General features: G+C 67.6%; 21 protein-coding genes. 8 read left to right on the forward strand and 13 right to left on the reverse strand.

The annotated features are described in order from the left end of the window. The 5 genes from ACFVJ5_RS15625 to hpf form a co-directional block, all read left to right on the forward strand. Positions 1-191 (forward strand): winged helix-turn-helix domain-containing protein (locus tag ACFVJ5_RS15625; RefSeq protein ID WP_379220679.1); only part of this gene is annotated, 191 nt, incomplete at its 5' end. Positions 192-261: 70 nt separating this feature from the next. Beyond that, complete coding sequence (mtrB, locus tag ACFVJ5_RS15630; protein WP_379221859.1) at positions 262-2154, forward strand: MtrAB system histidine kinase MtrB; 1893 nt, start codon at positions 262-264, stop codon at positions 2152-2154. Further along, a complete protein-coding gene (gene lpqB / locus ACFVJ5_RS15635; RefSeq protein WP_379220681.1) occupies positions 2151-3968 on the forward strand; it encodes an MtrAB system accessory lipoprotein LpqB in 1818 nt (605 codons plus the stop codon). Before mtrB ends, lpqB begins: the two co-directional genes overlap by 4 nt. 33 nt (positions 3969-4001) lie before the next feature. Then, positions 4002-4646: a ComF family protein gene (locus ACFVJ5_RS15640; protein WP_379220683.1), complete on the forward strand. Its 645-nt coding sequence runs from the start codon at positions 4002-4004 to the stop codon at positions 4644-4646. Between the two features lie 183 nt (positions 4647-4829). Next, positions 4830-5531, forward strand: a complete 702-nt coding sequence (gene hpf / locus ACFVJ5_RS15645) for a ribosome hibernation-promoting factor, HPF/YfiA family (protein WP_379220685.1) — start codon at positions 4830-4832, stop codon at positions 5529-5531. Between the two features lie 47 nt (positions 5532-5578). On the opposite strand, the gene bluB is transcribed toward hpf, so the two are convergent. The 6 genes from bluB to ACFVJ5_RS15675 all read right to left on the reverse strand — a co-directional run bounded on the left by bluB (position 5579) and on the right by ACFVJ5_RS15675 (position 12506). Beyond that, positions 5579-6223 carry a 5,6-dimethylbenzimidazole synthase gene (bluB, locus tag ACFVJ5_RS15650; RefSeq protein ID WP_379220687.1) on the reverse strand — a complete coding sequence of 215 codons (645 nt, stop codon included), beginning with the start codon at positions 6221-6223 and terminating at the stop codon, positions 5579-5581. Between the two features lie 14 nt (positions 6224-6237). After that, on the reverse strand, positions 6238-7482 hold the full coding sequence (locus ACFVJ5_RS15655; protein ID WP_379220689.1) for a fatty acid desaturase family protein: 1245 nt from the start codon (positions 7480-7482) through the stop codon (positions 6238-6240). Between the two features lie 97 nt (positions 7483-7579). Further along, complete coding sequence (locus ACFVJ5_RS15660; RefSeq protein WP_379220691.1) at positions 7580-8980, reverse strand: fatty acid desaturase family protein; 1401 nt, start codon at positions 8978-8980, stop codon at positions 7580-7582. Between the two features lie 299 nt (positions 8981-9279). Then, positions 9280-10410: a ferredoxin reductase gene (locus ACFVJ5_RS15665; protein ID WP_379221861.1), complete on the reverse strand. Its 1131-nt coding sequence runs from the start codon at positions 10408-10410 to the stop codon at positions 9280-9282. Between the two features lie 127 nt (positions 10411-10537). Beyond that, positions 10538-11083 carry a DUF6912 family protein gene (locus tag ACFVJ5_RS15670; protein WP_379221863.1) on the reverse strand — a complete coding sequence of 182 codons (546 nt, stop codon included), beginning with the start codon at positions 11081-11083 and terminating at the stop codon, positions 10538-10540. A 10-nt stretch (positions 11084-11093) separates the two neighbouring features. Beyond that, the gene (locus tag ACFVJ5_RS15675; RefSeq protein WP_379220693.1) at positions 11094-12506 is read right to left on the reverse strand and encodes a wax ester/triacylglycerol synthase family O-acyltransferase; all 1413 of its coding nucleotides are present in this window, start codon (positions 12504-12506) and stop codon (positions 11094-11096) included. Positions 12507-12733: 227 nt separating this feature from the next. Between ACFVJ5_RS15675 and secA the strand changes: the two genes are divergently transcribed. Continuing rightward, positions 12734-15532, forward strand: coding sequence for a preprotein translocase subunit SecA (gene secA, locus ACFVJ5_RS15680; protein ID WP_379220695.1), 2799 nt, complete (start codon positions 12734-12736; stop codon positions 15530-15532). 93 nt (positions 15533-15625) lie between these two features. After that, positions 15626-15772: a hypothetical protein gene (locus tag ACFVJ5_RS15685; protein ID WP_379220697.1), complete on the forward strand. Its 147-nt coding sequence runs from the start codon at positions 15626-15628 to the stop codon at positions 15770-15772. Here the strand turns inward: ACFVJ5_RS15685 and ACFVJ5_RS15690 are convergent. The 4 genes from ACFVJ5_RS15690 to ACFVJ5_RS15705 all read right to left on the reverse strand — a co-directional run bounded on the left by ACFVJ5_RS15690 (position 15769) and on the right by ACFVJ5_RS15705 (position 16944). Beyond that, entirely contained in the window at positions 15769-16011 is a 243-nt protein-coding gene (locus ACFVJ5_RS15690; protein WP_379220699.1) for a hypothetical protein, read from the reverse strand. The two genes, ACFVJ5_RS15685 and ACFVJ5_RS15690, sit on opposite strands and share 4 nt — an antisense overlap. Next, positions 16008-16175, reverse strand: coding sequence for a hypothetical protein (locus ACFVJ5_RS15695; protein WP_379220701.1), 168 nt, complete (start codon positions 16173-16175; stop codon positions 16008-16010). The genes ACFVJ5_RS15690 and ACFVJ5_RS15695 overlap by 4 nt, the downstream gene beginning before the upstream one ends. Positions 16176-16345: 170 nt before the next feature. Further along, positions 16346-16669: a hypothetical protein gene (locus ACFVJ5_RS15700; protein WP_378632602.1), complete on the reverse strand. Its 324-nt coding sequence runs from the start codon at positions 16667-16669 to the stop codon at positions 16346-16348. Further along, entirely contained in the window at positions 16666-16944 is a 279-nt protein-coding gene (locus tag ACFVJ5_RS15705) for a hypothetical protein (protein WP_056813016.1), read from the reverse strand. The genes ACFVJ5_RS15700 and ACFVJ5_RS15705 overlap by 4 nt, the downstream gene beginning before the upstream one ends. A gap of 93 nt (positions 16945-17037) precedes the next feature. Here ACFVJ5_RS15705 and ACFVJ5_RS15710 point away from each other — a divergent pair, with 93 nt between their 5' ends. Then, the gene (locus ACFVJ5_RS15710) at positions 17038-18318 is read left to right on the forward strand and encodes a hypothetical protein (protein WP_379220703.1); all 1281 of its coding nucleotides are present in this window, start codon (positions 17038-17040) and stop codon (positions 18316-18318) included. 48 nt (positions 18319-18366) lie between these two features. On the opposite strand, the gene ACFVJ5_RS15715 is transcribed toward ACFVJ5_RS15710, so the two are convergent. From ACFVJ5_RS15715 to ACFVJ5_RS15725, 3 genes are read right to left on the reverse strand one after another with little or no spacing between them, the layout of a single operon-like run. Then, positions 18367-19881 carry a class I adenylate-forming enzyme family protein gene (locus ACFVJ5_RS15715; RefSeq protein WP_379220705.1) on the reverse strand — a complete coding sequence of 505 codons (1515 nt, stop codon included), beginning with the start codon at positions 19879-19881 and terminating at the stop codon, positions 18367-18369. A gap of 37 nt (positions 19882-19918) precedes the next feature. Next, the gene (locus ACFVJ5_RS15720) at positions 19919-20671 is read right to left on the reverse strand and encodes a glycosyltransferase family 2 protein (protein WP_379220707.1); all 753 of its coding nucleotides are present in this window, start codon (positions 20669-20671) and stop codon (positions 19919-19921) included. After that, a complete protein-coding gene (locus tag ACFVJ5_RS15725) occupies positions 20668-21687 on the reverse strand; it encodes an NAD-dependent epimerase/dehydratase family protein (RefSeq protein ID WP_379220709.1) in 1020 nt (339 codons plus the stop codon). Before ACFVJ5_RS15725 ends, ACFVJ5_RS15720 begins: the two co-directional genes overlap by 4 nt. Positions 21688-21704: the final 17 nt, after the last annotated feature.

Here is a 21704-nt window from a genome sequence, read left to right on the forward strand (position 1 = left end):
CGCGCAAGCCGCGTCAGGTGTTCACCCGCGAGGTGTTGCTCGAACAGGTGTGGGGCTACCGGCACGCCGCCGACACCCGTCTGGTGAACGTGCATGTGCAGCGACTGCGCGCCAAGGTCGAGAAGGATCCGGAGAACCCGGAGATCGTGCTGACCGTGCGCGGCGTCGGTTACAAGGCCGGACCGCCGTGATCGATCACTGCGGGGCGCCGCTGTGACCACTGGTCCAGTGGCGCAGCTGCGGCGATGGGCGAGCCCGATCATGGCCTGGTTCCAGGCCGTCGGGACCGCACTCGGCCACCTGTGGCGCCGATCGCTGCAGCTGCGAGTCATCGTCTCGACGTTGACCCTGTCGCTCATCGTGATCACGATCCTCGGGGTCGTCCTCACCGGTCAGATCACCGATCGGCTCCTCGAAGCCAAGATCAACGCGGCTGTCGAGGAGATGGATCGTGCCCGCAGCACGATCGAGAACAAGATGTCGGGCGTTCCGTCCGGCAACAGCCCGGACCAGCAGCTCGCCGACGCGCGAGCCGCGCTGTCCAGCCGTGGCGGCACCGGGCAGTCCAGCGGCGCCGCGGGCAGTTTCGACTCGGCGCTGGCGATGGTCGGCGGCACTCCGCCACACGAGATCGCGGCCGGACCGCTCGCCGAGGTGCCGCAGGAACTGCGCCGGTTCGTCCAGCGCAACCAGGTCTCCTACCAGTTCACCACCGTTGCCGACCCCGACGGCTACCGCGGGCGCGCGCTGGTCATCGGCAGCCCGAGCGCCGAGATCGCGACCCTGGAGATCTACCTGATCTTCCCGCTGGCCAGCGAGGAATCGAGCCTGTCGCTGATGCGCGGCACGATGCTCATCGGTGGCGTGGTGCTGCTGGTGTTGCTCGCCGCGATCACCGCGCTGGTGACCAGGCAGGTGGTGCTGCCGATCCGGTCGGCGGCGCGGATCGCGGGACGATTCGCCGACGGCCGACTCAAAGAACGCATGCTGGTGCGCGGCGAGGACGACATGGCCCGGCTCGCGCAGGCGTTCAACGAGATGGCCGAGAGCCTGTCGAACCAGATCACCCAGCTCGAGGAATTCGGCAATCTGCAGCGCCGCTTCACCTCCGATGTCAGCCACGAACTGCGCACCCCGCTCACCACGGTGCGCATGGCGGCCGACCTCATCCACGGCTCCAGCGACGATCTCGATCCCGCCCTCGCGCGCAGCTCCGAACTGCTCGTCAACGAGCTCGACCGGTTCGAGGGCCTGCTCAACGACCTGCTCGAGATCTCCCGCCATGACGCGGGCGTGGCCGAACTGCAGGTCGAATCGCTGGATGTGCGGATGTGCGCGCGTGCCGCGATCTCCACGGTCCGCCACCTGGCTCGCGACGCCGAGATCGAGGTGGTGATCGACCTGCCGGAGGAGCCGGTGGTCGCCGAAGTCGACCCGCGCCGCGTCGAACGCGTGCTGCGCAACCTGCTCGCCAACGCGATCGACCACTCCGAGGGCAAGCCGGTGCTGATCCGCATGCGCGGCGACGCCGAGGCCAACGCCGTCGCGACGGTGGTGCGCGATCAGGGCGTCGGGCTGCGGCCGGGCGAGGAAAAGCTGGTGTTCAACCGGTTCTGGCGCTCCGACCCCTCGCGGGTACGTCGCTCGGGTGGCACCGGGCTCGGCTTGTCGATCAGCGTCGAGGACGCGAATCTGCACGAGGGCAGGCTCGAGGCCTGGGGCGATCCCGGCGTCGGCGCGAGCTTCCGGCTGCTGCTCCCGATGGTGCGCGGCCGCAAACTCGGCCAGAGCCCGCTCGCCCTGGAGCCGATGTTGCGCAAGGTCCCCGCGCTGCCGGAAGCCGAACCCGAGCCGACGATCATCGAAGCCGAGCCTGCCGAGCCTGCCGGGCCGACCGCGGCCGAGGCGACGGGGACAGAGCCGACCGGCGCGGAGCCGACCGGAGCCGAGTCGGCTGGATCCGAATCGACCGTTGTCGAACTGACGGTTGTGGAGCCGGAGGTCGAACCGCAGGACGACGCCTCGGCGGACGAGCCCGGTATCGAACCGCCCTCGGCAGGCGCGCATCCGGCGACCAACGGCCGCGACGCGGTCCCCGCCGATGCCGACCGTGACGAGTCGATGCCCACCGACACCAGAGACGGGAAGTCATGACTAGTGCGCGTGGTGATCGTCGGGATCGGCACGGCGCCGCACTGGTCGCGGCGGTTCTGGCCGGGCTGATGGTGCTCACCGGGTGCGCCAGCCTGCCGGAGTCCTCCGCACCGCAGGCACTCGGCACGATCAACCGCGCCCCCACCTCGGAGGGCCCGACCCCGCCGACCTCCGGCCGCGACCCCGACCTGCTGCTGGGCGACTTCCTCACCGCCAGCGCCGACCCCACCAACCGGCACGCCGCGGCCCGCCAATACATGGCGCCCGAGACGGCGGCTAGCTGGAACGACGAGGCGAGCACCACCATCGTCGACGATCGCCCCGACACGCTGCGCGAGTCGCGGTCGGGTGACAAGGCCAGCTACGTGCTGCGCGCCCGCAAGGTCGGCGAACTCGCCCGCGACGGCGGCTACCGTGCCACCGAGGGCACCCTCGAGAACAAGATCGAGATGAGCAAGATCGACGGCGAGTGGCGGATCACCGAGCTGCCACCGGGCGTCGTGATGGGCAACGACGCGTTCGTCAAGTCCTACCACCGCTATGTCCTGAACTACATCGACCCGGGTAATTCGCTGCTGGTCCCGGATCCGCGCTGGATCTCGGTGCCGCGCGCCCAGCTCACCGAGCGACTGATCGGCATGCTCGCCGAAGGCCCGCAGTCCACGATCGCCCCGGTGGTGCGCAACCAGTTGGCGCCGCCGGTCTCGCTGCGCGGTCCGATCACCAAGGCCAACAACGAACCGGGTGACGTCGGTATCGGCATCGGGGGAGTGCGCATCGACTTCGCCGGGATCGGCGGACTCGGCCAGCGCGACCGCGAACTGCTCGCCGCGCAGGTGGTGCTCACCCTGGCCGGCGCCGACATCCTCGGACCGTACGTGCTGCTCGCCGACGGCAAACCGCTCGACGACCGGTACGCGGCCAACGGCTGGTCGGTCGCCGATGTCGACCAGTACAGCGCCTCGGCGCCGGGCCAGAACCGGATCGGCCTGCACGCCCTGCGCAACGGCACCCTGGTGCAGGTCACCCCGGACGGGATCGTCACACCGAGTGGTTCCTTCGGCGAGGCGACCAACCTGCAGTCCGTCGGCATCTCGGCCGACGGCCAGTTCGTCGCCGCGGTCGCCGAGTCCGGCAAACCGCTGCCAGAACCCGCCCGCACCCTGCTCATCGGCAACTACGGCGCCAAGGCGTTCGCGGTCGCCGAGGGCGCCAGCATCGCCCGCCCGTCCTGGACCAGCGACGGCGGCGCCGCCTGGACGGTGATCGACGGTGATCGGGTCATCCGGGCGGTCACCGATCGCGCCACCGGCAATGTCTCCACCGAGGACGTCGACATCACGGCCCTGTTCGAAGGCGCGGGCGCTCCACGCCCGCCGATCAGCGAGGTGGTGATCTCGCGCACCGGGGTGCGCGCGGCGCTGATCGCCGACGGCAAGGTCTATGTGGCGGTGGTCCAACGTCGCCCCGACGGCAAGTACGCGCTCACCTCGCCGCTGCCGCTCGCGCTCGGCCTGAGCTCGCGCGCGGTGTCGTTGAGCTGGGTCACCGGTGACACGATCATGGTGGCCCGTGAGGGCAATGTCGACCCGGTCTTCACCGTCTCCATCGACGGGTCCCAGTTCAGTGCGGTGACCTCGCAGAACCTCACTCCGCCGGTGCGGGTGGTGACGGCGGCCCCGGCCACGCAGTACGTGGCCGATTCCCGGGCCGTCCTGCAGCTACAGACCGCCGATCCGACCCGCAACGACCGTTTCTGGCGCGAGGTACCCGGATTGACCGGAGAACAGGTTGTGCCGGTTCTGCCGAGCTGAGCATGTCGGTGCCCGCTGTCATGCTGTCCCGCTATGAGGACCCTGCTGGACCTGATCCTGCCCGACCGGTGCGGTGGCTGCGGCGCGCTCGGCGCGACGTGGTGCGCCGAGTGCGCGACCGAACTCGGCCGCGATCCCGTCCGGGTGCGGCCGCGCGCTGATCCCGGTGTTCCGTGCTGGGCGCTCGGTCCGTACGCCGGCGTGGGCAAGCGGGCGGTGCTGGCGGCCAAGGAGCAGAGCAGGCGCGACCTCGCCGCCCCACTCGGACTGGCGCTCGCCCGCGCACTGGCCCGCCTGCGCGCCCCCGATCGCCCGCTGTTGCTCGTGCCGGCGCCGACCAGAACCGCGGCGGCGCGGCGCCGCGGTGGTGACCCGGTGGCCCGCTCGGCCGAGGTCGCGGCACGGTGGCTGATCGATTGCCGGAGCGCGCCGCTGCTGCGGATGGGACGCGGTGTCCGGGATTCGGTGGGCTTGACGACGCATGAGCGTAGCCACAATGTGCGCGGCAAGATCATGACCGTCGCCGATCCGGACGAATGGGTCGCCATCGGCGCGAAAGCCCAGGTAGTGCTGGTGGACGATGTGCTCACCACCGGCGCCACAGTCTGCGAATCGACACGTGTTCTCCACCGGATCGGCATAGTTCCGTGCGCCGTTTTGGTGACTTGCGCGGCTTGACTGATGAAAGTTCGCGTGAACAGTGGCGGACTTGCCGATGGCGGACTAGCGTCGCGAGCACACACCGAACCACAAGTTTGGGAGGTGGTGCCGCGGATACAGGTGCCGGGCGATTCCCGATCGGCACAGCTCAATCCCGCCGCCCTACGCTTGTAGTTGTGCGGCCATATCCGGGAGGTACGCGTGACGACTTCTTCACGGGCATCAGTGCAAGATGCTGAACCCACGGCACTCCAGAACGGTGCCACCGAGACGATCGACCTCGAGACCCCGAACGCCGAAGTGGTGGTCTCCGGTCGCAACGTCGAAATCCCTGACCACTATCGAATCTACGTGGCGGAGAAGCTGTCTCGGTTAGAGCGCTTCGACCCATCGATCTTCCTCTTCGATGTGGAACTGTTCCACGAACGCAACCGTCGTCAACGCAAGGCCTGTCAGCGCGTGGAGATCACCGCGCGTGGCCGTGGACCGATCGTGCGCGCCGAGGCGTGCGCCGACAGCTTCTATGCCGCGCTCGAATCGGCCACCCAGAAGATCGAGAGCAGACTGCGCCGGGCCAAGGACAAGCGGCGCGTCGTGCACTACGGCGACAAGACGCCGGTCTCGGTCGCGCAGGCCACTGCCACACTGGTCGACGAGTCGCTGTTCGCCCAGCCGGACGGTTCAGTTGCCCACGACCACGACGAGGCAGCCGACGAAGCGGGCCCCGGCCACATCGTGCGCACCAAGGTGCACACCGCGACACCGATGTCGGTGGACGACGCCCTCTATCAGATGGAATTGGTCGGCCACGACTTCTTCCTCTTCCATGACAGCGAGACCGACCGTCCGTCGGTGGTCTACCGCAGACACGCCTTCGACTACGGCCTGATCAAGCTGGCCTAGAACCCTGACCGATCCGGGCATCCGCCGTGCGGGTGTCCGGATCTTGTTCAGCCGCCGAAGGTCTCGTGATGTACGGCCTCGGTCAACGATCGCCCGGACCGCCAGCCGAACCGTTCCAGGTCCGGCACCTGCTGGAATGCGTCGACGGGGCCCACGCACAGCCAGGCCACCGGTTTGATCGCGGTGGGCAGGCCGACGAGTTCGCGCAGGAATTCCGGATCGTAGAACGACACCCAGCCCACCCCCACCTGCTCGGCGGTCGCCGCGAGCCACAGGTTCTGGATCGCCAGCACCGTGGAGTACACGCCGGTCTCCGGCACACTCGCCCGACCGAGCACCTGTGGGCCGCCCCGCGAATCATCATGTGTCACAACGACACCCGTGCCGCTCTCGACGATCCCGTCGATCTTGATCGGCGCGAATGTCGTCGCGCGCTCGGCGGGCAGCGACGCGCCGAACTCGACCCGCTTGTCCGCCACATGGTCGGCGAAACGGCGCAGGGTCTCGGCCTGCCGAACCACCACGAAGTCCCACGGTTGTGAGTTCCCGACGCTGGGCGCGCGATGCGCGGCGTCGAGGATCCGCAGGAGGGTGTCGTCGTCGACGAGCTCGCCGGTGTATTCGGCGCGCACGTCACGACGCAAACGGATCGCGTCGTAGACGCTCAGTTGATCGGCACTCACGCCGCCCATACAACCGCAGCCGGTCAGGCCACGGTTCGGCGGGCCAGCTTGCGGCCGGCGGCCAGTGCGGTGCGCAGTCCCTGACGACGCCCGGTCACCGGATCGATCGAGGGGGTGGTGTTGCCGGCGAACAGGCGCTCGGACTTGGTCTCGGGCGCGTCGTCGGTGGTGTGGCGCAGGTACTTGTTCGGCAGCGACAGCTTGAGGATGGTGCGCCACGACTTGAAGTACTGCACCGGCAGCGAGCCGGTGGTGTAGGGCAGGTCGTACTTCTCGGCCAGCTCGCGCACCCGCACCGCGATGGCGGCGTAGCGGTTGCTGGGCAGGTCGGGGAACAGGTGGTGCTCGATCTGGTGGCTGAGGTTGCCGCTCATGAAGTGCAGCAGCGGCCCACCGCTGATGTTGGCGCTGCCCAGCATCTGGCGCAGGTACCACTCGCCCTTGGTCTCGTTCTCGATGTCGGCCTTGGTGAACTTCTCGGCGCCGTCGGGGAAGTGACCGCAGAAGATGATCGCGTTGGTCCACACATTGCGCATCACGTTGGCGGCGATGTTGGCGGTGAGCGTGGTGACGAACGACGGGCCGGTGAGCAGCGGGAAGACCACGTAGTCCTTGGCGGCCTGCTTGCCGATCTTCTTCAGCACCAGCGTGCGGTCGGCCTCGAACTGCTTCCACTCGGGCGAGTCCTTGGCCCACTTCTTCTTGGCGACCTTGCCCAGCTCGAGGTGCTGGATCGCCACGCCGTACTCGAACAGCGCCTGCAGCAGGAAGTTGTAGATGGGGTTGCCGAGGTAGAACGGCATCCAGCGCTGGTCACGGGTGACGCGAAGCAGGCCGTAGCCGATGTCGTCGTCCATACCGAGCACGTTGGTGTACTTGTGATGCAGGAAGTTGTGGGTGATCTTCCAGTGTGCCGAGGGGCCCGCGTTGTCCCATTCCCACGAGGTGGAGTGGACTTCCGGATCGTTCATCCAGTCCCACTGCCCGTGCATGACGTTGTGCCCGATCTCCATGTTCTCGATGATCTTGGCGGAGCCGAGCAGGGCGACACCGGCCAACCAGGCCGGGGGCAGGAAGCTGGCGAACAGGACCGTGCGGCCGCTGATCTCGAGCGCGCGCTGTAGCCGGATGACATTGCGGATATAGCGCGCGTCGGCCGCTCCGCGCGAGGATTCGATCTCCCGGCGGATCGCATCGAACTCCGCGCCTAGAGCTTCGACATCCGCTGCGGTGAGGTGCGCGTATTCCTTGACATCCGAGATCGCCATGGCGGCTACAGTACCGTAAGTTACGAGAGCGTAGGTTGGCGATTTCGGCGACGAAATGTGTGATAAGTCCTATTGCGTCATCGAGATGTAAATGTTATCAGGCGTGTCGGGCCATGCGGCGAGCTGCCTTGTCGCGCAACACACCCCGCTCGTGCACAGCGCGTTCGCCCAGTGCACGCTTGGCCTCGCGCAGCGCCAGCTTCTCCTGCCGTGCTCGCGCCTTGAGCGCCACCTTCGCCTCGCGCAGCACTTCCTTCTCGTGCCGTGCCTTGATCTCGAGCGCGACCTTCGCATCGTGCAGCGCCGAACGCAGACCGAAACGCTTGCCGGTCTCCGGGTCGACCCGCAGGCTGTCGGGCAGCGAGATACCGGCGAACTTGCGCTCCGACGACGTCTCGGGCGCATCGTCGGCGGTGCGCTTGAGGAAACGATCCGGCAGCGCCAGCTTGTGGATGGTGCGGAAGGCCAGCAGGTACTGCTTGCCCAGCGAGCCGGTGGTGTAGGGCAGGTCGTACTTGTCGCACAGCTCGCGTACGTGCACCGCGACCTCGGAATACCGGTTGCTCGGCAGGTCGGGGAACAGGTGGTGTTCGATCTGGTAGCAGAGGTTGCCGCTCATGAACGCCATCACCGGACCGGCCTTGAAGTTGGCGCTGCCCAGCATCTGGCGCAGGTACCACTCGCCCTGGGTTTCCCCGTCGAGTTGTTCGGCGGTGAACTTCTGCGCGCCGTCGGGGAAGTGGCCGCAGAAGATGACGGCATACGACCACAGGTTGCGCACCAGATTCGCGGTGGCATTGGCCTTCAACGTCGACTTCCACGCCGGTCCGGTCAGCGCTGGATACAGCACGAAATCCTTGGCGACCTGTCGGCCCGCCTTGCGGTAGAACTCGATGTCCGGCGCCGAGGTGTGGTCGCTCATCGGAATCCCGGCCAGCTCCTTCTCGATGCCGAGATCGTGGAGTGCGATACCCCACTCGAATGTCGCGGCCAGCAGCAGGTTGGCGGCGGGCTGAGCCAAATGCAGTGGGCGCCACTCCTCGTCGCGCGTCATCCGCAGAATGCCGAAACCGAGATCCTCGTCCTTGCCGAGGACGTTGGTGTAGGTGTGGTGCGAGTAGTTGTGCGCGCGCCGCCACTGCGACGAGGTGCCCGTCATGTCCCACTCCCAGCTGGTGGAGTGGATCTCGGGATCGTTCATCCAATCCCACTGGCCGTGGCTCACATTGTGGCCGAGCTCCATGTTCTCGATGATCTTGGCGACCGAGAGCATCGCGGTACCGCCGAGCCAGGCCCAGCGGTTACGGCTGCCGAACAGCACCGCGCGCCCGGCTACCTCCAGTGCGCGCTGGGCCGCGATGGTGCGACGGATGTACTTGGCGTCGCGCTCGCCGCGGGAGGTCTCCACCGAGCGGCGGATCGAATCGAGTTCTTTCCCCAGGGTCTCGATGTCGGCCGCCGTCAGATGGGCGAAGGCCTGAATATCGGTGATGGCCACCGGGGGTCCTCCTGTTGTTTATCAGCGGCTGGTGCCGCGGGTTCTCGGCCTGGGCACCTCGATCTTGCCTCGCCGAGGGCGCTCCGTGGTTGCACTCGTCGGCGAGTCCAGATCGAGGCGGCCGAAAACCGGGCGCTGCGCGCCTAGGGTTGTCGCCCTCGATGCTGGTCGGCCTGTGAGTGATCCTAAGTCGCGCCCTCAGGCATTGATCGAAGTGAGGGGCCTAAGCGATTGGCGCCGGTCACGGGTTATGGCCGACGCATACTTCGAGGGTACCCGCTCGGCGGTTCGGCAACCGGTTAGATGTCCAGCGTGCAGTCGCCTGCGGCGGCGGAGATGCAGGTTTGCACCTTGTCGCCGGGCTGACGTTCGTCGCCGTTGCGGAGGTCGCGGGCGTGTCCCGCCGACAGCGTCACCACGCAGGTCTGGCAGATACCCATCCGGCAGCCGAAGGGCAACTGCACGCCGACGGACTCACCGGCTTCGAGCAGGCTGGTGGCGCCGTCGACGGTGAGAGTGCGTCCGGTGGTGCCGAAGGTCACCGTGCCGCCCTCGCCGATCGCGGAGCGTTCCACCTCGAAGCGCTCGATGTGCAGCTTGTCGGCCACGCCCGCGTTCTTCCAGTGGGTTTCGATCGCGTCGAGCATCGGGGCAGGTCCGCAGGCCCAGGTCTCGCGTTCGCGCCAGTCGGGGTAGAGCTCGTCCAGGCTGGCCAGGGAGAACAGGCCGTGGGCATCGGTGAGTTGCAGGTGGGAGACGAAGCTGGGGTGCTTGTCGTGCAGGGCGCGCAGTTCGGCGCCGAACATCACGTCGGCGTCGGTGGGCGCGGAGTGCACGTGCACCACATCCTGGACGCCGTCGCGCCGGTCCATCGTGCGCAGCATCGACATGACCGGGGTGATCCCGCTGCCCGCGGTGAGGAACAGCACCTTCGCCGGCGGCGGCTCGGGAAGTACGAACCCGCCCTGCGGCGCGGCCAGCCGCACGATGGTGCCCGCGGCCACCCCGTTGACAAGGTGGCTGGACAACTTGCCTTCCGGCATCGCCTTCACCGCGATGGAGATGAGCCGCTTGCCGCCCTCGCCGGTCCAGTCCGGCGGGCAGGTCAGCGAGTAGGAACGCCAGTTCCAGCGGCCGTCGATCAGGATGCCGATGCCGATGTACTGCCCGGGGCGGTACTTGAAATCGAAGCCCCAGCCCGGCTTGATCACCAGGGTCGCCGAGTCGGCGGTCTCCTTCTGGACCTCGACGATGCGCCCGCGTAGCTCGCGCGCCGACCACAGGGGATTGGCCAGATGCAGATAGTCGTCGGGCAGCAGGGGAGTGGTGACCCGGGCTACCGCGCCGCGCAAGACGTTCAGCTTGCCGCCGCGGTCGGCGACCTGCGCCGCCGGTGCTTCGAGCCATTCCCGGAACTTGTTGAGGACCATGCTGTGCGATTTCTCCCTGTCGTGCATCCGGTCCACCGTGGGGTAGCCCGCTCGCAGCCAGGTTACGGCATCGTAGGTTCAGCGCCAGTTGTGAACATTGGGCAACCCCGGCGCCGACCGCCGCACATTACAACAGCTCGAGCAGGAACGGCAGTTCTTGTGGTGCGTACCAGGCAAGCTGGTGGTCCTCCGCGTCACCGAGTACGAATTCCGCGTCGGTATCGCCGAGGTCAGCGGCGTCGATGACATCCACCGCCTTGGCCACCTGCGGCTCGGCCTCGGCCAGGTCCACGTGCACCGCCGCGACCTGCTTGAAGGTGACCGGCCCCGACAGCTTCACCACAGCATCGTCGAGATCGGGCCGCAGTTTCGCCCCCGCTACATCCGCCGCGATCACCGCGCGTCGATACACCGGGCTACCCGGGGTGCCGGCCGCACCCTCGGCGTCGTCGTCGAGATCGTCGAGTCCGTCGCGCTCGGCGCCGATCAATCGCATGGAGGCGCGCGCGGCTTCCTGCATCGCCACTTCGGCGAGTTCCTCGTCGTCGCCCGCGGCGTAGGCCTCGCGCAGGGCGGGCGTCACGGCGAAGGCGGTCGCGCCGAGCGGGAGCAGTTGCTGCTCGTCGACCAGGTGGCGCAGCAGCGGAATCGTCGCCGGGATGTAGACGCGCATCGTGTCGTTCTCAGAGACAGGCACCGAGCAACTCCTCCATCGATTCGTGCACCGATGCCGCGAGGACATCGATATCGGCCATGGCGTCGCGGTCGGCGTTGAGTCCGTAGAAGACCTGACCGTCGTACGAGGTGAGTCCGAAACTCAACGTCTGATTCCGCAGCAGCGGCGATACCGGATACATCTCCAGCATGCGCGCGCCGCCGATGTACATCGCGGTCTGTGGTCCCGGCGCGTTGGTGATCACCAGATTGAAACTGTTGTCGGCGAAGGTACTCGCCGCCCGCACACTCATCGCGTGCAGGCTCGCCGGCGCGAACCCGGCCAGGTGCACGAGCGTGCGCGCCCGCACCCCGCGACGCTGCCTGCCCGCGGCCTCGGTGGCATGCGAGATGTGCGACAGGCGCATCGTCGGATTCGGTTCGCCCACGGGCAGATCGATGAGGAACGAGGACACCTCGCTGGCCGGGGTCAGCTGATTGTCGCCGTCGACATAGACCGACATCGGCACCACCGCGCGCAGATTGGTCGACTCGACCAGCGCCTCGTTGCGCGAGAGCAACCAGTTGCGCAGGGCCCCGGTGGCCACCGCGAGCACCGCGTCGTTGATCGAGCAGTCGAAATGCCGGCGGATCGTGCGGTAGTCGTCCAGATCTGTGCGCACCACGTCGAAGCGGCGGCTGCGGGAGGTGCGGGCGTTGAGCGGGCTGTCCGGCGCCGCGCTCGAGGTCGCCGCGCGCACCACGTTGGCCGCGGCCTTCACCGCCATCCGCGTGCCGCGCACCACCCCGAACGCGTTCGATCCGGCGTCGCGCATCACGCTGTAGGCCTCGCGCGGTTGCGCGGCCAGCTGCGACAGCGCCCCGGCGAGCAGTTCCACATCGGTGGGTTCGCGCGGCGCACGCCACGAGTCATCGGCCAGTTCGCGCGGCAGCGGGGAGTTGTCGAGGATCACGTGCCCGATCTCGAGGGCGGTGTCACCGTCGACCAGTGCCGAGTGCGACTTGGTGAACACCGCGGCGCGCCCGTCGGCGAGGCCCTCGATCAGATACATCTCCCACAGCGGTCGTCCCTGGTCCAGGGGTCGCGACGCGAGCCGGGCGACGAGATCGTAGAGCTGGCAGTCGCTGCCGGGACTCGGCAGCGCGGAGCGCCGGATGTGATAGCTGATGTCGAAACGACTGTCCTCGACCCAGACCGGCCTGCCCATGGCGAGCGGGATCTCGCGCACCTTGCGGCGGTAGCGCGGCACCATCGGCAGCCGGGATTCGACCAGGTCGACGAGGCGGTCGTAGTCCAGTACCTGGCCCGTGCTGTCCGGCGAGGAGTTGTTCAGGATCGCGAGAGAGCCGATGTGGATCGGGTTACTGCTCGACTCGAGCCGATAGAACGACGCGTCCTGCGGCGTCAATCTCGTGATCACGCGCTCCGAAGCTCCTTCCGGTGCCGTATGGCGCTGATCGGGCACGCGCTACATCCTACGTCACGGCAGGTGAATCGCGGTGCCGGGCAAGGAGGCTCGCCGAGCGTCGTGACCTGGGGTAATGACTGCGCCGGTACGTCGGGCACGGGTCCGCGCCGCCGGGTACGGTGGTCTGCGGACTACCATCGCCGTTGAACACAACTCCGACCAGAGGACTGACGAGACCCGTGCCTGCGCTGACACTGACGAGGTTGCTACGGATTGGTGAAGGTCGCATGGTCAAGCGGCTCTCGAACCTCGCCGATGAGGTCATCGCGTACGGCGACGAGATCGAAGCGTTGACCGACGACGAGCTGCGTGCCAAGACCGACGAGTTCCGCCAGCGCTACGCCGACGGGGAAACCCTCGACGACCTGCTGCTCGAGGCCTTCGCCGTGGCGCGTGAGGCATCGTGGCGAGTGCTGAACCAGAAGCACTACAAGGTCCAGATCATGGGCGGCGCCTCGCTGCACCTGGGCAACATCTCGGAGATGAAGACCGGTGAGGGCAAGACGCTCACCTGTGTGCTCCCCGCGTACCTGAACGCCATCTCCGGCGACGGCGTGCACGTGGTCACGGTCAACGACTACCTCGCCAAGCGCGACGCCGAGTGGATGGGCCGTGTGCACCGCTTCCTCGGCCTCGAGGTCGGCGTGATCCTGGGCGGTATGACCCCCGCCGAGCGTCGCGTGGCCTACGCCGCCGACATCACCTACGGCACGAACAACGAGTTCGGCTTCGACTACCTGCGCGACAACATGACTCACTCCCTGGACGATCTCGTCCAGCGTGGTCACAACTTCGCCGTGGTCGACGAGGTCGACTCGATCCTCATCGACGAGGCCCGCACCCCGCTGATCATCTCGGGCCCGGCCGACGCCTCCTCGAAGTGGTACGCCGAGTTCGCGCGCATCGCGCCGCTGCTGAAGAAGGATGTCCACTACGAAGTCGACATCAAGAAGCGCACCATCGGCGTGCACGAGCAGGGCGTGGAGTTCGTCGAGGATCAGCTCGGTATCGACAACCTCTACGAGGCCGCGAACTCGCCCCTGGTGAGCTACCTGAACAACGCCATCAAGGCCAAGGAGCTCTACCAGCGCGACAAGGACTACATCGTCCGCGACGGTGAAGTGATCATCGTCGACGAGTTCACCGGCCGTATCCTGGTCGGCCGCCGCTACAACGAGGGCATGCACCAGGCGATCGAGGCCAAGGAGAAGGTCGAGATCCAGCCGGAGAACCAGACCCTGGCCACGATCACCCTGCAGAACTACTTCCGCCTCTACAACCGGCTCTCCGGCATGACCGGTACCGCCGAGACCGAGGCCGCCGAGCTGCACTCGATCTACAACCTCGGCGTGGTCCCGATCCCGACGAACAAGCCGATGGTCCGCAAGGACCAGGCCGACCTGATCTACAAGTCGGAAGAGGCCAAGTTCGCCGCGGTCGTCGACGACGTCACCGAGCGGCACGAGAAGGGCCAGCCGGTCCTGATCGGTACCACCAGCGTCGAGCGCTCGGAGTACCTGTCCAAGCAGTTCACCAAGCGCGGTGTGGCGCATTCGGTGCTGAACGCGAAGTTCCACGAGCAGGAAGCCCAGATCATCGCCGAGGCCGGTCGCCCCGGCGCGGTCACCGTGGCCACCAACATGGCCGGTCGTGGTACCGACATCGTGCTCGGCGGCAACGCCGACATCATCGCCGACATCCTGCTGCGCAAGCAGGGCCTCGACCCGGTGAACACCCCCGACGAGTACGAGGCCGCCTGGCATTCCGCGCTCGAGCAGGTGAAGAAGCAGACCGAGGACGACGCCGAGACGGTCCGCGAGGCCGGCGGTCTCTACGTGCTCGGCACCGAGCGTCACGAGTCGCGTCGTATCGACAACCAGCTGCGTGGTCGTTCCGGCCGCCAGGGCGACCCGGGCGAGTCCCGCTTCTACCTGTCGCTGGGCGACGAGCTGATGCGCCGCTTCAACGGCGCCGCGCTCGAGTCGATCATGACCCGGCTGAACCTGCCCGACGATGTGCCGATCGAGGCGAAGATGGTCTCCAAGGCCATCAAGAGCGCCCAGACCCAGGTCGAGCAGCAGAACTTCGAGATCCGCAAGAACGTTCTGAAGTACGACGAGGTCATGAACCAGCAGCGCACCGTCATCTACGGCGAGCGCAACCAGATCCTGCGCGGCGAGGACATGGAGGGTCAGGTTCAGAACATGATCACCGACGTGACCACCGCCTATGTCGACGGTGCCACCGCCGAGGGCTATGTCGAGGACTGGGATCTGGACAAGCTCTGGACCGCCCTCAAGACGCTCTACCCGGTGACCCTGGATCACAAGGAACTGACCGGCGAGACCGCCACCGGCGACGCGGGCGAACTCACCCGCGACGAGCTTCGCGAAACCCTGCTCGAAGACGCCCACAACGCCTACGAGAAGCGCGAGCAGGAGATCGACGGCCTCGCGGGCGAAGGCGCGATGCGCAACCTGGAACGTCAGGTCCTGCTCTCGGTCCTCGACCGCAAGTGGCGCGAACACCTCTACGAGATGGATTACCTCAAGGAGGGCATCGGCCTGCGCGCCATGGCCCAGCGCGACCCGTTGGTCGAGTACCAGCGCGAGGGCTTCGACATGTTCGCCGCCATGCTGGAAGGCCTGAAGGAGGAGTCCGTCGGCTTCCTCTTCAACCTCCAGGTAGAGGTCCAGCAGCCCCAGCCCGAAGGCGTCTCCATCGACAAGGGCCTGCGCTCGCCGGTCGGCGCCCGCCCGCAGGACACCCCCGCGGAGACCCAGGCCCCGCCTGCGCTGCGCGCCAAGGGAATCAGTGACCAGGCCCCCCGAGCCATGAACTACTCGGGTCCGGCCGAAGACGGCCACGCCGAATCCCATTCCGACGCCCAGGAATACGGCGGCCAGCCGCAGTCCGGCACCCGCCGCGAACGCCGCGAAGCCGCCCGCACCGATTCCAAGGGCAAGCGCCGCCGCTGATCCGGTAATCGACATAACGATGGCTCCCACGGCTTTTCCGTGGGAGCCATTGTTATGAGGTGGGTACGGCGGCTTTTGTGGCGGAGTTCGACGGTGTCGACGAATTCGGGGTGGTTCGTGCTGTGGACCGACGGTGGGGTGCTCGGACCCGTTGTGGTACTCGATGGCGTTGTGGTCGGCAGCGGGCCGACGGTGATCGAGCGTGCGGTGGCTTGCCAGTCGGCGGGCAGGTCGCCCTAGATGTAGGAGGTAGGGCAGCGGTCGTAGCCGGTGCAGCCGCCGGTCTCGGCGCACCAGCTCTCCGTCACGCCGGTGAAGGTGGTGCCACTGATCTTGGTGCTCTCCGAGCCCTTGCCGTTGTCGAGGGTGACCTGGTGCTCCTCGTCGGGGGCTTCGCCGAGTCGGTCGAGCAGATAGGTGCAGGCTTTGCTGAGCACCAGCCCGGTGGCTGTCGCGATCAGCGCTGCCGTCACCGTCACCCGGCCCGTATTCTCACCGCCACCGCCTCGACGATCGGCACCACCATCTCGCACACGACTTCTTGCGCTTTGTCGCCGGCTTCCTTGCCGGCGCCGTCGGGCTCACATCCGGCAACACCGAACGCGACAACCAGCGCGAGCATCACCGTGAACAGCTTTTGCACTGCGCCAGAATGCGCGCGGATTACATACTCGCGCAAGGAATTTCATCCATGCGTCCACCGCGCTCGGGCGTGGTCATGATTTCGCAGCGTAACGAACGAGACCGAAGGATCTCGACCCCGAAGTCCCCGTCAACTGTCGTCCCCGGGGATGCCCGCCTCGGATTCGCTCGTCAGCTCGCCCGATGAATCGGGTGGACTCGGGAGAGGGCGCGTTTGGCTTCGGCCAGGGAGATCATCTGGTCTTCGTCGTCGATGTCGGCGACAGCTGCTTCGGCCCATTCGCGCAGCAGGGTGGACACGCCTACCCGGCGTTCGTCGGCGAGGGATTTCAGGCGGCTGTGCAGGCCGAGGGGGAGGCGGATCGACGTGGTCACCATGATGTCTTCGTTGACCGGAAGACGTGGTGGGGCGTCGGTGGGCTCGTCGGAGAAACTCAACCGATCCATGAAGTCGGCGAGTTCTTCTTTGCTGGACGGAAGTCCTGGCTCGCTCATGATCGGGTCTCACTTTCCCACTGCTCGAATTGCGCCAGTTCCTCGGCGCGCATCGTGCGTGCGCCGATGATCACCCACGTCCAGTCCTCCCGCTGTCGCATCACCACGATCAACGGGCGGCCGGCTGTGGTGCGCCCCCACACCGTCAGGACGGTCACCTGGCCGTCGAAGGCCGGGCGTGGCCACCGTCGTGACGCTGCGAGGACCTGCCGAACCTCGCTGGGTTCGATGCCGATCAGGTGAGCGATCGCCCAATCAGGCCACTCGAAACCCATAAGTCCATAATACGCATGTAGTAACGCCATGTGAAAGTGCTGAGTATCGGACGGGCGTCGGTACGCTCGCGGTGTGTCGATACAGCGGAGGCCGTGTTGGGCGAGGTGATGCGGCCGCTGTCGGCGTCGGAGCGGTGGTTCTGGCTCGTCGATCAGTTGTCGCCGGCGAATTGTGTGGTCCGATTGCGGCTGCGCGGCTCGATCGGCGCCTACCGCCTGGAAGAAGCCGCTGACGCGCTGGTCGCGGAATTTCCGCTGCTGCGGACGACGGTGGTCGACGGCCCCCGTTTCGCCCCGTCCGCCGACCCGCACCTACCGGTCCTGCACCGCATAGCCGAAGCCCCCGACGAGTGGCGCACGATCTTCGACGACCAGCTCGCCGAGCCCATCGACCTCGCGACCGCACCCGGCCGTCTCATCGATGTGGCGTGGCGTCCGGGCACGGGCGAGGAACACCACGACCTGATCCTGGTGTTGTCCCATGTGCTGCTCGACGGCCGCTCGATGACGTCGCTGGGTTGGCGAATCCTCGCTTACGCCTTCGGATCTGCGCTCCCCGCCGCCTCTCGCCCGCCGATCCCGGCCCCCGACGACCTCATCCCACCCGCACACACGCGCCTGCTGCGCTGCCTGCGCACCAACCTCACCGGCCAGCTCACCGCGATGGCCCGCCGCCCGACCAGCCTGCCCGGCACGCCGCCACCACTCCCGATCCGCCGCACCCGCACCGTGATCCGCACCATCGAGGGCGACACCCTCACCGACCTGCGCACCCGCTGCCACCAACACGACGTCACCATCAACGCCGCGCTGACCGCCGCCCTGGCCAACGCCCTCGGCGAACTCGCCCCCCGGTCCGCCGGCGTCGCGGGCATCGGCATTCCGGTCGACGTCCGCTCCCGCCTGCTCCCGCCTCCGGCCGACGACGAGCCCGGCATGTTCACCGCGGTGGTCCCCACTTTCGTCCCCTACGGCCCGGCCCACTCCCTCTGGGACGCGGCTCGCGCGGCGAAGACCCAACTGAACCGACGGCTGGCGAAGAACAACGACCTCACCGCCCTGGCCGCCATCCGCTACGGCTGCCCCCGCTCGCTCGAATCCGGCAGGCGCACCATCGAACTCATCGACCGCCGAGCTCCGTGGAATGTCACTCTCAGCAACCTGGGCAGACTGTCACCGCCCGAAACCGCTGAGCCGCTGGACATCACGGCGCTGACGGTCGCCGGAACGAACTCCTGCGCCAGTGCGCTGACGGTCGCGGTAGCCACGCTCGGCGCCACGATGTCGATCACCTTCTGTTACGTCGACACCATGCTCCCTCGGGCGACCATCGAATCCCTCGCCGACCGCACCCTCCGCTCGGTGACCCGCTGAGCCGACCGGCAACCGTCATTACGCGCGGGAGTCCAGCAGCTGTCCGCGTCAGGCGAGTAGCTTGCCCACAAGCTCCCGCAGCGCCGCACGGTCCGGTTTGTTCGTCCGCCCGCTGACCGGAATTCGATCCACCACCACGATGTCGTCGGGGACGGCGGTGGTGTCGATGATCTGCCGCAGCCGTTCGCCGAGCAGGGCCGCGATGTCGTCTGCCCCCGGTTCGGCGACTATGGCGAGCACGATCCGCTCATCGCCGATCTCGTCCGGCAGGCCGACCATGATCGCCTCGCGCACCCCGTCGATCGCGGTGATCACCGGCTCGTACAACCCCGGATAGATGTTGGTCTTCCCCCGGATCATCATGTCCTTCTTGCGTCCGGTGAGGACGAGTTCCGTACCGTCCCATCGCGCGAGATCCCCGGTCGCGATCTCGGTCAGCGGCTCCGCGCCGAGATACCCGCGGCACAGGTTCGGACCCGACAGCACGAGTTCTCCGTCGTCGGCGATCCGCGCCTGCACGCCCCGCACCGGAGCACCGAGCAGATCCCCGTCGTGCGCGAGCTTGGCCGTGCCGGTCGCCACCGCCACCGGCAGGATCTCCGTCATGCCGTAGATCGCGAGAAACTCGGTGTCGGGCAACGATGTCCGGGCCCGGCGAAGGAGCGCGGAGGTGACCGGTGCGCCGCCGAGGGCCACTTGACGCAGATTCGGCGGCGCCTCGAGATCGCCCGCTTCGATCGCGTCGAGCGCGACTGCGAGATCGGCCGGGGTGTAGAACGTGTGCGTCGCGCTCCGCAGATGTCGCGTGAATCGGACGGGGTCGATATGCGTCCCGAACCGTGGATACCGCGGCATCGCCCACCGTGCCCCCGCCATCAACGCGGGCAGTCCCATCATGAGCTGCTCGGTGTGCAGGAAGGCGCCGGGCGCGAGGCTGGTCTTTCCTCCCATCGCGGCGAGGCCCGCACTCAGCGACGCGCGGGTGTGCACAACGGCTTTCGGATCCTCTGTCGTTCCGGAGGTGAAGACGATCAACGCCGCCGCATCGGGCTGCGCGGCAGGCAGGGCGGTCGCGCGTGCGTCACCGGTGAACCGCCGCAACGGAATCGACCCGAACGGCGTACCGGGCAACCACACTCCGCTGTGGATATGGCGAACATCGAGCGCGCCGAACCGCGCCAGTTCCAGCCCCTTCTTGCGCCCGAACCCGGCGAGCGGACCACTCACCGCGTACAGCAGTGATTCCGTTGCGGCCCAGGCAGGTTCAACCAGACCGATCCGCTTGGCGAAGAGCTCCGGACCGACACCGGGGTCGACGAACACGATCGTCCCGCCCGCTGCGATCACCCCGAAGATCAGCACCACCGACGACACACTCGGCCGGATCGAGAACAGCATTCGATCGCCCGGCGCGAACCCCGCCTCGCCGAGATTGTGTGCCACCCTGCCGACGGAATCCGCCAGCTCGCGGTAGGTGAGCGCGCGCTTGCCGACCGTGCCGAGCGCCGACGCGTCCGGAATCCGTTCGGCTTGCGCGCCGAGCCTCGCGAGAAAGTCGGTCACCGATGTTCCCCTCCACTGCCGATCGAGCCGGCCGCGTTCACCGAATATCGACCACGTCGGGCCGATACCGATGATCGGCGTACCAGGCCAGCGTCTTGCGAATACCCCAGGCGCGCACTCGCCGGTTCGAGCCGTGCACCCGCACGTCCCGGCGCAAACCATAGTCGGTGGTGATCGTGCGCACCGCGTTGACCAGCGCCCGGTCCTCGTGCAGATCCTCGATCGCGGTGCGCGGGAATCCGCCTGCGGCAACATATAATTCGGCGGTGATGGCCATATTGCACCCCGGTGTCATCACATACGGCCCGAGATACTTCGGATCCCGATTGCCCGAGCGCACCTTGCCGAACGTCGACGCCACTTCCAGTGCCACCCGAATGATCGTGCGGTCGATCCAGGAAACGCCTTCGTCGGTGCGCGGAATCAGCTGACCGCTGACCAATCGCAGCCCGGAGCCGAACCCGGCCTTGATCCGCTGTGTCCAGTCGGGGGCGGGCAGGCAGTCGGCGTCGGTGCGCGCGAGGTAGACGGCGCCCTGGGAAATCGCGTAGCGCATCCCGGTGTCGGCGGCGGCGCCGGTGCCCTTCTGCTGCTCGTCGATCACTACGATGCGCGGCAGCGGATGGGCGGCGGCGAATGCCCGGACCACCTCGACGGTGCGGTCGGTGGAGTTGTTGTCGACCACGACAACCGTGAAATCCGTGTCCTGTTGCGCTGCGATGGCATCCAGGGTTCCGCCGATGCCACGTTCCTCGTCGAACGCGGGAATCACCACCCACAGATCACTCACGCGTCCTCCAGCAGCCGGTCGAGCCCGCCGACCTGGTCTACCCAGCGGTGGAAGTTGTCCAGGCCGGTCGTGAACGGAACCTCCGGCCGGTAGCCCAGTTCACGGGAGGCCCGCGAGATGTCATAGGTCGCCGACCGGGTGACGAGCGCGACCGCGTACCGCGACAGCGGAGGAGTCCACCGCCGCGCGACCGCAGGTATCCGCCACAGTGTTTCGATCGCCGCCAGGGCCCCGCCGAGGACCGGTGCGGGCACCGTCACGCTCGGTCCGGCCAACGAGAACCGTGCGGCCACCGCATCCAAGCTCGCCCACACCGACACCGGCTCCGCGTCGGCGATGAAATACGCACGCCCACCGACCTGCTCGGCCGTCAGCGCGAGAGCGACGGCGTCGACGAGGTGGTCGATGTAGCACAGCGAAGCCCGAACCTCGCGCCCGCCGGACAGATCCGGCAACCGCCCCGCCCGCAACTTCGCCAGAATCTGCACGATCGGCCCGTGCCGGTCGCCGGGACCCCACACCGCTCGCGGTCGCAACGAACACGTCGTGAACTCCGGGGTATCCGACGCCAGCACCAACTGCTCGGCAACTGCTTTGGTTTCGCAATAGCTGTTCAGAAATCGCGCGGGGTAGGGCACGGTCTCATCGATCCCCACCTGATCCCCACCGTCGGGCGCCATCAACGCGCTCGGACTCCCGATGAACACGAACCGTCGCACCCCGGCCGCCGCGGCTTCCTGCGTCAGCCGATCGGTCCCGGCGACGTTCACCGCGAAAAACTCGGCGGGCCTACCGAATTCGCCGAGCAGGGCCGCCGCGTGCACCACCGCGCGTACCCCGGCCACCGCCGCTGCCAGCGCACCCGCGTCCGCGAGATCGGCCACCGCCACCTCGACACCTCGCGGCGCCGAGGCCGGATCCCGAACCATCGCCCGCACCGGCACCCCGCGCGCCACCAGCCCGCGCACGATCGCCCCGCCGACGAACCCGCTCGCGCCCGTCACCAGCACTGTCATCGCGCCACGTTATCCCG

The sequence above is a fragment of the Nocardia sp. NPDC127606 genome (assembly GCF_042671725.1).
Taxonomy (GTDB): domain Bacteria; phylum Actinomycetota; class Actinomycetes; order Mycobacteriales; family Mycobacteriaceae; genus Nocardia.

Coding starts and splice junctions, on each gene's coding strand:
- mtrB (WP_379221859.1), top strand. CDS start 262: ATGGCCTGGTTCCAGGCCGTCGGGACCGCACTCGGCCACCTGTGGCGC.
- lpqB (WP_379220681.1), top strand. CDS start 2,151: ATGACTAGTGCGCGTGGTGATCGTCGGGATCGGCACGGCGCCGCACTG.
- ACFVJ5_RS15640 (WP_379220683.1), top strand. CDS start 4,002: ATGAGGACCCTGCTGGACCTGATCCTGCCCGACCGGTGCGGTGGCTGC.
- bluB (WP_379220687.1), bottom strand. CDS start 6,223: ATGGGCGGCGTGAGTGCCGATCAACTGAGCGTCTACGACGCGATCCGT.
- ACFVJ5_RS15655 (WP_379220689.1), bottom strand. CDS start 7,482: ATGGCGATCTCGGATGTCAAGGAATACGCGCACCTCACCGCAGCGGAT.
- ACFVJ5_RS15665 (WP_379221861.1), bottom strand. CDS start 10,410: ATGGTCCTCAACAAGTTCCGGGAATGGCTCGAAGCACCGGCGGCGCAG.
- ACFVJ5_RS15670 (WP_379221863.1), bottom strand. CDS start 11,083: ATGCGCGTCTACATCCCGGCGACGATTCCGCTGCTGCGCCACCTGGTC.
- ACFVJ5_RS15700 (WP_378632602.1), bottom strand. CDS start 16,669: ATGAGCGAGCCAGGACTTCCGTCCAGCAAAGAAGAACTCGCCGACTTC.
- ACFVJ5_RS15705 (WP_056813016.1), bottom strand. CDS start 16,944: ATGGGTTTCGAGTGGCCTGATTGGGCGATCGCTCACCTGATCGGCATC.
- ACFVJ5_RS15725 (WP_379220709.1), bottom strand. CDS start 21,687: ATGACAGTGCTGGTGACGGGCGCGAGCGGGTTCGTCGGCGGGGCGATC.